General features: G+C 39.3%; 7 protein-coding genes. 6 read left to right on the top strand and 1 reads right to left on the bottom strand.

What is annotated here, in order from left to right; translation table 11 throughout:
- Window positions 1-928: 928 nt before the first annotated feature.
- The 5 genes from ruvX to FJ366_02395 all read left to right on the top strand — a co-directional run bounded on the left by ruvX (window position 929) and on the right by FJ366_02395 (window position 6,863).
- Window positions 929-1,390: a Holliday junction resolvase RuvX gene (ruvX, locus tag FJ366_02415; GenBank protein MBM3894426.1), complete on the top strand. Its 462-nt coding sequence runs from the start codon at window positions 929-931 to the stop codon at window positions 1,388-1,390.
- 319 nt (window positions 1,391-1,709) lie between these two features.
- Entirely contained in the window at window positions 1,710-2,444 is a 735-nt protein-coding gene (gene tsaB / locus FJ366_02410; GenBank protein MBM3894425.1) for a tRNA (adenosine(37)-N6)-threonylcarbamoyltransferase complex dimerization subunit type 1 TsaB, read from the top strand.
- A 115-nt stretch (window positions 2,445-2,559) separates the two neighbouring features.
- Window positions 2,560-3,306, top strand: coding sequence for a hypothetical protein (locus FJ366_02405; GenBank protein ID MBM3894424.1), 747 nt, complete (start codon window positions 2,560-2,562; stop codon window positions 3,304-3,306).
- The gene (priA, locus tag FJ366_02400; protein ID MBM3894423.1) at window positions 3,303-5,321 is read left to right on the top strand and encodes a primosomal protein N'; all 2,019 of its coding nucleotides are present in this window, start codon (window positions 3,303-3,305) and stop codon (window positions 5,319-5,321) included. Before FJ366_02405 ends, priA begins: the two co-directional genes overlap by 4 nt.
- A 126-nt stretch (window positions 5,322-5,447) precedes the next feature.
- Window positions 5,448-6,863: an MATE family efflux transporter gene (locus tag FJ366_02395; GenBank protein ID MBM3894422.1), complete on the top strand. Its 1,416-nt coding sequence runs from the start codon at window positions 5,448-5,450 to the stop codon at window positions 6,861-6,863.
- Window positions 6,864-6,919: 56 nt separating this feature from the next.
- Here the strand turns inward: FJ366_02395 and FJ366_02390 are convergent, their stop codons facing one another.
- Window positions 6,920-8,263, bottom strand: coding sequence for a cysteine--tRNA ligase (locus FJ366_02390; protein ID MBM3894421.1), 1,344 nt, complete (start codon window positions 8,261-8,263; stop codon window positions 6,920-6,922).
- A 220-nt stretch (window positions 8,264-8,483) separates the two neighbouring features.
- Between FJ366_02390 and FJ366_02385 the strand changes: the two genes are divergently transcribed.
- Window positions 8,484-10,082, top strand: a complete 1,599-nt coding sequence (locus FJ366_02385) for a protein serine/threonine phosphatase 2C family protein (protein MBM3894420.1) — start codon at window positions 8,484-8,486, stop codon at window positions 10,080-10,082.
- Window positions 10,083-10,168: the final 86 nt, after the last annotated feature.

Genomic DNA, 10,168 nt, shown 5'->3' with positions numbered 1-10,168 from the left:
TCGAGCTTGCCGAGCGCGAAAGACAAAGGCTTGAAGCTCAAAAAGAAGCTCATAAAAAAGCAAGCCAAGAAAAAACAGCTAGTACAACAGCTGGTACAACAGCCGCAACCCCCACTGAAAAAGTTACGAAAAAGAAAAAAAGAAAGAAAGAAGGGAGCGCACCGCGACCTGTCCCGAGCTTGCCTCTGGCAGCACCGGCTCCAACAGCACAAGAAATGCCAGCTACTGTTGCAAGATCCGCAAGCGCAGATTCTCCCAGATCATCCACGAGCTCACCACATCGACGATCACCATCACCAGCACCAAGAGATCATGCCGAACCTTCATCAACAGAAGACACCCCGTCAACGCCGTCAACCTCTCCAGCGAGTACCGTTATCAGCTCTGTCTCAGCCATGGATACAGATCATAGCCCACAATCCCCAAAAACCCACTACGAAACTGGTCGTTACGAAGGGCAAAAGCTTTGCGAAAAATATTCTCCCCAACAATTGCTCAATGAAGCATCCTGGCACGTACATTTTTTTGAAACTAACCTTGGAGCACCAGGAGCTGTCGTCAGTCTTGAATATTGGCAAGGACGACTTGCTGCTATTCAATTTGAGCACGAAAAGACATCCCCCGAAACTCAAGCAGCCCTGATGACTCGATACAAAAATGGTCTTGCTGAAGGCGAAGCTGCCAAAAAAGAAGCAAATGATGGCTTTTTTAAATCAATTTCAGATCAACTTGCTAGGCATGAATCAGCAAAACACCCATCTATTGAATGGCATTCCCACTGGATATACCTCAAAGGGTGCGCCCACGGATACAGAGGCCTTCCAAAAAGTGATTAATCAAAGTTATTCAGATATGCGATAAATCAAGTATTTTTACAAGCATGAAAAATGATTTTATGCTTGTAAAAATACCATTCTAATGATAAAAGGTGTCTGCAATGAAAGTATTAGGACTCGATCTTGGCGATCGCTGGGTTGGAATTGCAATTTCTGATGGACTTCAAATGACCTGTCGACCACTCAAGACAGCCACTGTAGATACCGCTGTGAACGAATTAATTCAAATCTTCAAGCAAGAACATATCGAAAAAATTATTGTAGGGCTTCCAACAACAATGCGTGGAACATCCAGCGAGCAAACAGAAAAAATAAAACAACAAGCCAATTCTCTGCTACAAGAACTTAATACCAAAATTAAAAAAAATATCCCTCACGAGTTTTGCGATGAGCGCCTTTCAAGCAAGCGAGCTCAATCAGTAATGATCGAAAAAAACACACAAAAAAAAGGCGACAAAAACAAAGAACATTCAATAGCCGCTGCTTTTATTTTACAAAATTATTTGGATGCACAAGCCTTCAAAAAAGCCACTCAAGAAGATTATTTATCTTAACAATCAAAATCCCGTAGGGTGATAGCAGAAAGGAGCTCGCCTATACTATTATCAAAAAAAGCTGCATGAATTACTCGTCAAATAAATTTAACAATTTATTGTCTTTTATTTTTGACAATACAGGAGAATTTTATGAGATGTCCAAAGTGCGAAGGGTTAATGGTAACCCAAACTTTTTTAAACACATTCATCAATTTTAAAGGGTGGAAATGTTTAAATTGTGGTAAAGTTGTTGAAAAGAAAGAAAACAGCCTAAAAGAAAACGCTTTCAGCCTCTTTTATCAACGGCAACGAGCAAAAGATCAAGACGAGTAAACACATGACTTCTCACTTCCTGGTCCTCCAGTGCAGCTACAAAAATCTCTCCATCGGTATCTCTTGCAACGAAAAATTGATTGATTCGGTCCAGGAAGTTAGCAAAACAGCGAGCTCAACATTAGTTCCTCTCGCTCAAAGTATCTTAAAAAAAAATAATCTAACGCTTGAAGCGCTCTCAGGAATAATTATTGACCAAGGACCAGGCGCATTTAGTTCATTGCGGGTACTACTCTCTACGGTCAACGCTCTTGGCTTTGCCCTCAAAATACCTCTTGTCGGCCTTGATGGCCTTGATGAACTTGCAAAAGCAACCCTAAGTCACATTTTATCTGAAAACCACTCTCATCGGTCATTTATCATAATTTGTTTGCTTAATGCGTATAACGCTGAGTCTTATTATGGAATTTATGAAATAAATTTTGATGCAAAAGAAATTATCACCAAAAAATCTGCTGGATACAAAAAAACAGCTCTTCTTTTGGATGAAATTGCTAAAAAATACCCCAACATCAAAATATATTTTTCTGGAAACGGTATTGTATTATGCACTGACCAGATCAATTCAGCCTTCAACTCAAATCAAGTAGAACTTTTTCCGCAGATTGAACTTGCCCCCCTTGAAATTCTAAGTAAAAGTGGTTTTTTGCTTTTCTGCTCAACCCAAAATCAATCGTCAAAACTCACCCCCTTGTACCTAAAAGAAAACATGTACACTCCAAGTTCAAAGAGTTCATAAATAGATTTTTTATAAAAAAAGGCCTTTTTTGTAAGCTTCTGGCCTATTTTTTTTTTATTTCATAAGCTCATTAATTAGTAAATTTAAACAATAAATCCAAGGTGGTCTTTCTATAATGGCAAAACTAAATTTAAAAAACCTTTTTTTAAAAATTATAAAATTAATTTTTTTTGTAGCTCTAATCTCTCCAGGACGCGGAGTAGCGCTTCCAAGTTTCATGCCAAAACCGTTGTTTAGACTAGAACCTTTTGGCAGCATGCCAAAAGAAGGATTTGTCGGCAATGATTTTTTTAATTATTTTTCTTTGTACGAGCAGGAACCTCATACATTTACTCCATCCCCCTCAGATCCTGAACTTCCTCTTATTAAAATGACAAGAACAAATGCTCAGCTTTGTGCTACTTGCGAAACCTATCAAATACGCGATCCGAAAACTGGAGAAGTAAAATGTGGTTATAAATTAAAACAACACACACGAGCTCTTTGCAATCAAGACGACATAGATTTATCTTATAATAAACCCTTAAAATCATGTTCAACGACTCCTTCTGGACGAAAATACGTTATTAAACATCCAAATAAAACAGAAACAATTCTGAGGGACTGCCCTGAATGCAAAACATTTAATTATGGATATGAGTATGATGTTCTTTCGAAAAGAACAACACCAGGACATTGTGGATTTGACATTAAACCTAAACCAGCAAAAATAATTTACTTATTAGGAGTCTGCTGCCCAAGACGAGTCAAGCGCAGAATAGACGCAGAAAGAGCTCTCTTTAAAAAGCCTGAACAACTTATAATCGAAGCTGCAGTTAGGACCGAAACTGAAGCTGAAACTAAAAAAAAAAGTGAAGACTGATTAATCATAACTCTAAAAGGTTTTATTTCGTGTATGTACAAGTATGGCTTTTGGCCGGATGGCAAGAGCCCTTGTGGTATAAGGTCCCACCAACAAAAGAATCATTAATTTTTATTGATTCTTTTGTTGAAGTTCCTTTGCGTAACCAAATTTTTCCTGCGCTTGTGCAACGCTGCACAAGCCAACCACCACAAAAAATAAATGTGTCCAACATTCGTGAAATTATACGCGTCTTTGAAATCCCAAAAGACAACAAACATTCATCGTTTATTAACAAAGTTGGGCATTTCTATTTCGTATCACCAACAACGCTCTATCAACGCTTCATCTCATCAATTCAATCAAAGCCAGAAGAATTGGATAGCTCAACGCAAATTACGGTACAAACCGTCCCAGATGTCATACTTTCAAACGAACAGGCGGCTGCAATTGCAACAATTACACCCGCAATAATTCAAGAGACATACAAGCCATTTCTACTCCATGGCGTTACCGGCTCTGGCAAAACAGAAGTATATAAAAAACTCATTAAAACAGCTCTTGAGCAAAAAAAAACGATCTTGTGCCTCTTTCCCGAAGTTGCGCTTGCATTGCAATTTGAAGCTATTTTTAAAGCTCAGCTCACAACTCCACACCTTGTGTTTTCATTTCATTCAAGTTCAAAAATTTCTGCGAAAAAGACGCTGTGGAATAACCTTTTAAATAAAACTCCCTGCGTCATCTTAGGCGTTCACCTTCCTGTTTTGTTACCAATTTCAAACCTTGGACTAATCATCGTCGATGAAGAACACGAACGAGGCTTTCAGGAAAAACGCCATCCAAAAATAAATTCGAAAGAAATGGCGCTCTGGCGAGCCCAACTATACAACTGCCCTATCGTACTTGGATCTGCAACCCCCAGCCTCTCAACGCTTTACCGAGAAAAGCGGGGTCTTATCCAAAAATGCACTCTATCAAAACGGTTTCGTGGAAAGTTTCCCTCTATCATTCACGCATCGCTCAAAGATTCTCCTAAGAAGCGCGCTTCTTTTTGGATTACCCGCGAGCTGGAAAAAGCGATTACTGATCGATTGCAAAAAAAAGAACAAGTGATTTTGTACCTCAATCGTCGAGGATATAGCTTTTCTGCGCAATGTCAGTCGTGCGGCGAATTTGTTACTTGCAAGGCTTGCTCTGTTTCACTTACTCCTCACGAGCTAGAAAACAATTCTTTTTCCCTTTCATGCCACTATTGCGGATATGCATGCGCAGTGCCAACCACCTGCAAAAAATGTCATAAATCAGAGCTCCCCCTACTCATGAAAGGAATCGGAACTCAGCAACTTACAACAATCGTCAAAAAACTTTTTCCTGATGCACGAGTTGCGCGAGCTGACCTAGATTCTACAAAAAAGAAACGCGAGTGGCTTGAAGATGTTAAAAAGTTCAAACAAGGAGAAATTGACATCCTCATCGGAACACAACTAATTACAAAAGGATACCACTTTCCCAAAGTAACTCTTGTTGGGATTGTATGGGCAGACCTTGGTCTTGCAATTCCAGACTACCACACGCGCGAAAGTGTTTTACAAAAACTTATTCAAGTTGCAGGCAGGGCCGGCAGAGAACAAGAACACAGTGAAGTTATCATTCAATCAATGAGCAACGATGATCTTTTTTCATACATCAGCGAAGAAAAATACCCTGCGTTTTGCGAAAATGAATTGCTGATGCGTCAAGAGCTTGCATATCCACCATTCACACGGCTCATACAAATCGAATTCTTCAACAAAAAAGAAACCGTTTTAATCGACGAAATACATCAATACAAAAAAGCGCTACAAGAAGTTATCTCCAACCAAAATCTTCCAATTGTTGTGCTTGGACCAGTAGAACCTCTCATGAAAAAAATCGGCGGCGTTGAAACCAGACACCTTTTTTTACGCAGCACAACATTTCAAGACATCCAAACTCTGGTCACCAAAGCTCCAGCGTTTAAAACATTTTCAAGCTCTATTTTTATAAATTCCACTTAAAAAGCATCCATAAACGATCTTTTTCTTCGCTCTCTGTTCATTTCCATGCGTAATTTTTTAAAATCAGTGTATACTTCTCGCGCATAACATTGATGTAATTCGTTTTTTACAGTACTGCGGTTTACGATGAAAAAAAACTTTTCTCTTTTTAAAATTATCCAATTAACATTTCCAACATTTATTTCCCAGGCAACGCTTATGGCCGTTGGACTTGTTGATATGTATTTTGCTGGCGGACTTGGAAGCGCTGCAATTTCCGCGCTTACGATCGCTCATACCTCGTGGAATATGATCATGGCGTTTTTTGAAGGCCTACGTCTTGGCACAACAATTCTAGCTTCTCAATTTTTTGGAGCTCAACGCGAAGAAGACATGTATCATGTTGGTCGAATCGGGCTCGCCATTTCTGCAATTCTTGGAATCCTTTTGATTATTTTAGGAAAACCACTTGCGATTCTCATTTACGCAACCTTTAGCAAAACACCAGAAATTCAACAACTCGGTATTCGCTATTTACCAATTATCATGGCCTCTGGTGGGTTCACCTTTGCAACATTTGTTATCGATGGCATGTTTCGCAGCACAAATCGAGTAGTAATTCCAACGATCATTACACTGATTGCACAATCATTAAATATCATACTCAACTGTGTATTTGTTTGGGGCAGAATCGACTTTATCGTTATTCCATTTGTCTGCAAAATTCCCGTTAACCTCTATTTTTGTGAACCAATGGGTATCGAAGGAATTGCATACGCAACTCTTCTTGCATACATCATTTCAGCACTTTTTGCTCTCGGTGCACTCTATACCCAAGGATTTAAATCTCTTTTTTACAGACTTGGAACATCATTTAAAGCAATTCTTGGTGATTATATCAAAAGCGCATCAAGCGTTGGTGTTCATGCTGGTTTTAGATTTATGGCAATGCTTATTTTCAACAGAATCCTAGAAGCTCTTGGACAAAATGCATCTGCATCTTTTGGTGTTGCAGCACAAGTCTTTCACATATCATACATTCCAGGCCTTGCCTTCATGTTCACCATGTCTCTGTTGATCGCACAACTAATCGGTGGAAAACAAACTAACTATCTTTGGCACGTCGCTGTTCGTGTTACAGGAACAGCTCTCTGCTGTGCAGGAATTATTGGTATAGCAGTTTTTGCTTATGCGTACGAAATTGCGTTAATTTTCAGCCCAACAGACTTAATTGTGGCTCAAAATGCAGCAACACTCATCAAAATCATCGCGTTTAATCAGTTTATCGTAATGACAAATTTCATGTTCCGTGGATACTTAAATGGTGCCAAACAAACAGCTTTCCTTATGAGAGCAAGCATGATTACAACTTACGGGGTATTTTTGCCAACTTCGTATCTTATCGCAATCATCTTCGAGCAAGGACTTGTTGGTGCTTACGCGGGAATCGTCACATGGAACCTTGTTGATACATTAGTAAACGCGCTTAAAGCACGTCAAATTGCTCAACAATTCAAACAAGAAGAAGCAATCATTGAGGCCGTAACCGATTTAATCGAATAACAAAAACAAATTACAAAAAAAGCGGGCAAAGAATGCCCGCTTTTTACTTTAAAACACTATAATTTTTTATCTTTAACATCATACCCAAGAGCTACTAATTGAGCTCGAATCTGATCTGCCTGTACCCAATTTTTTTCTTTTCGCGCAATTTCTCGCTGTTCAATAAGCGTTTTTATTTCGTCCGAAATTTCTTGTTCTTTGGGCTCTTCAAATTTCAAGCCTAGGACCTGCTCACACAACGCTTTGGTTAGTTTTCTTGCTTCTGGTGAATTTTTTATCTCTGAAATATGCTCAAAAATTAACGCAATAGCTTTTGCTGACCCCAAATCATCTTCTATTGCCGCAAAAGCCTGTGAAATAAATGGTATATCTTGCTCAAGTACCGCCTGCATAAAATCAATATCACTGATCGATTCCACTCGCCAGAACAAATCATTCAGCCTATCAAAAGCTTTCTCTGCTGCCGCAAGATCGTCATCCGAATAACTCAAAGGCTTATTGTACCCATGCTGCAACATCAAGAAGCGAAAGGCCATCGGTTTATTTTTCTCTAAAACATCTTTCATCAATAGTACATTTCCCAGACTTTTCGACATTTTTTCTTTATTCATCAACAAAAATTCAACGTGCATCCAATAAGATGCTAGTGGATACCCAAATCCAGCCTCAGACTGCGCACACTCATTTTCGTGATGCGGAAACATCAAATCTGCGCCTCCACCATGAATATCTAATGTTTTGGCATATTTACCAACCATCGCAGAACATTCAATATGCCATCCCGGCCTGCCATACCCCCAGGGTGAACTCCAGTAAAGACCATCACTGTTCCCTTTCCACAAAGCAAAATCTCCCGGATTTTTTTTGCCATCGGCAACATCAACCCGTGAACCAGCTAAAAGATTTTCAAGCGGATGACCCGACAATTTTCCATACGCAGAAAACGATGCAATGTCATAGTAAACATCATTGCCCACCACATAAGCATGTTTTTTGGCTATTAATTGCTCAACTAACTCAATAATTTCTGGAATCGTCTGGGTAACCCGCGGCTCATGACTCACCGGCAAACAATTAAGTTTTTGCAACCCTGAATGAAAATCGGCAATAAATGGCTGCACAAATTGCGTAATTTTTTCTTCGATCTGGGTATGCGGAAGCGGAATACGATCTAAAATCTTATCGTCAATATCAGTAAAATTCCTGATATACGTAACCTTTTTTCCTAAAACCTTAAGTAATCTATGCAAGATATCAAAGGTTACATACACCCGCGCATGACCAATGTGCGAGTAACTGTATGGCGTTATGCCGCAGACATACATCGTAACATAAGTCAAAGACTGAGCCACAAACGGCTCTTTTTTGCGCGAAATCGTATTCGATAATTTTAAATTCATACCAAAACCCTACAAATGCTTTTTTATAAACAAAGCATACCAAGAAAATGCCACTCCCTCAAAAAACTCATGCTTAATGAACAGTTTCAAATAAAATCACCGTATGGATAAATTTTTTCAAAAAAACCATAAAATTATTCTTTTATTATAGTTTTTCGCTCAAGTCATACTTGTCTTTTAGACTTAAAGAATCTTAAAAAAGATTAAAAATGGGTTTTTTATGAATACAAAAATAAAAATGATTTGTTTGATGCTTCTTTTGGCATCAAATGTTATTGGACAACCGGTGTTACTGGTTCCCGGAGCGCAAACGACAGCGCTTTCTACCAAACAAGTCCAAACAGTGCACGTGACTGGCGATGTAGCATCGTTGGTACAAAAAAAAATGACCGTCTCAGCGGAAGAAATTCGCTGGTTGAAGGTTTTTACCAAAAAAGATGATTTAGTACAACGCGTAAAAAATAACGAAAGTAAGCTTGCCCGCGAGCTGAGATTGCTTTTTGCAGCAAAACAACCTGCAGTTCTGGCTGTTGCTGCAGAAACCGAGCTTGATTCAGTTGTAATTCAGCTTTCGATTGACGCAAAAGGCATGCATGAAGTTGTGGTTTATTCTGTGGCCGAGTGTCCTGCGTGGGTTGCGCCATTGGTTGATGCGAGTGCGCAAGCGGCTGACAGTTCATGGTCACTTGCTAAAAAATTAGGAGTAACCGGATTGGTTGTTGGTATTTCTGTCATGCCAATAGCAGTGCTAAAGGGTAACTCACGCAAACAAATGGTTTTTAATAAAACCAAAGCCAACAAAACTCCATGGGCTGAAATGACAGCAGAAAAATTTATTCTCCCGACCAATTATCATTATAACCCCTCAGAGGACTCACGCAAAAAAAGTGTCTGCCAATCCATGGCCTCATTTGAAACGGTTACCACAGAATTTGGCCGAGCTGTTGCGGCCTTCCAAATGAATGGCCTTCGATATGGCGATGACCAGCAAGATTCTATCGCCTTTCTCAGAGATGAAAACTGGGTAGCTTTTGCGGTGTTTGATGGCCATGCCGGAAACATGGTTTCACGCGGACTTACCGGAGAAAGCAACTTTCTCGGACAGCTTCTAACAAAAGTGAAAGAAGATGGTAAGGTCAAACAAGAATCCATCAATCTACTTTATAAGAAAATTGATGAAGAAATAAAAAAGGCGCCCCGCTATAAGTATTTTAACAATTCTTACGATTGTTTTGCTGGTTCAACTGCAGTTGTTTTTGTTGCAAACATCGCAACCAACCAAGGATGGTTTATAAACCTTGGTGATTCCTCCGCTCTTGCTGTAAAAGATGGTAGGATTATCCTTGAAACAAAAGACCATGATCTCAAGTGCTTACCTTCTTGCAACGACACAACTCACGACGAAAATTGTGAAATAAAACGCGTTGAAGATGCCGGAAGCTATGTCATATCCGGGAGAATTGGGGGATCATTAAACGTCGCTCGCTCCTTTGGTGATTTTGATTTAAAAACAACCTATAACCCTTCAAACAAAGATACGCCAGTTTCTGTTATTCCCGATATTCAAGAATTTCCATTAACCGATTGTGATACTATTTTTATGTATTCAGATGGCGTTGCAGATGTGTATGGCTCAACATTAAAAAGTCAGGAAATCGTCAATTTTTTAACAGAAGAGAAATATCTTGCCTATAACCCCGCACAATATTTATGCTGGAGGGCTTTTCAAGAAGGCTCGACAGATAACATTTCTGCAATCGTTATCGATTTAAATGCTTTTTTAGGTTTACTTACCAGTCCAGAAACCCCAAGAAGATAAAAACATACTATTTTTAGCACTCAAAAGGGTTGTCTTGCCGCGCGCAATTCAACCCTTTTTTTGCAGTTGCTCAAGCATGTGATACA

The organism is Candidatus Dependentiae bacterium (assembly GCA_016871815.1).
Taxonomy (GTDB): domain Bacteria; phylum Babelota; class Babeliae; order Babelales.
The sequence above is the reverse complement of the archived record's forward strand: the minus strand, read 5'-3'. Positions and strand labels throughout refer to the sequence as shown.

What these genes read in the sequence shown, in the direction of transcription:
- FJ366_02405 (MBM3894424.1), top strand. Translation starts at nt 2,560, where the DNA reads ATGGCAAAACTAAATTTAAAAAACCTTTTTTTAAAAATTATAAAATTA.
- tsaB (MBM3894425.1), top strand. Translation starts at nt 1,710, where the DNA reads ATGACTTCTCACTTCCTGGTCCTCCAGTGCAGCTACAAAAATCTCTCC.
- FJ366_02395 (MBM3894422.1), top strand. Translation starts at nt 5,448, where the DNA reads ATGAAAAAAAACTTTTCTCTTTTTAAAATTATCCAATTAACATTTCCA.
- FJ366_02385 (MBM3894420.1), top strand. Translation starts at nt 8,484, where the DNA reads ATGAATACAAAAATAAAAATGATTTGTTTGATGCTTCTTTTGGCATCA.
- FJ366_02390 (MBM3894421.1), bottom strand. Translation starts at nt 8,263, where the DNA reads ATGAATTTAAAATTATCGAATACGATTTCGCGCAAAAAAGAGCCGTTT.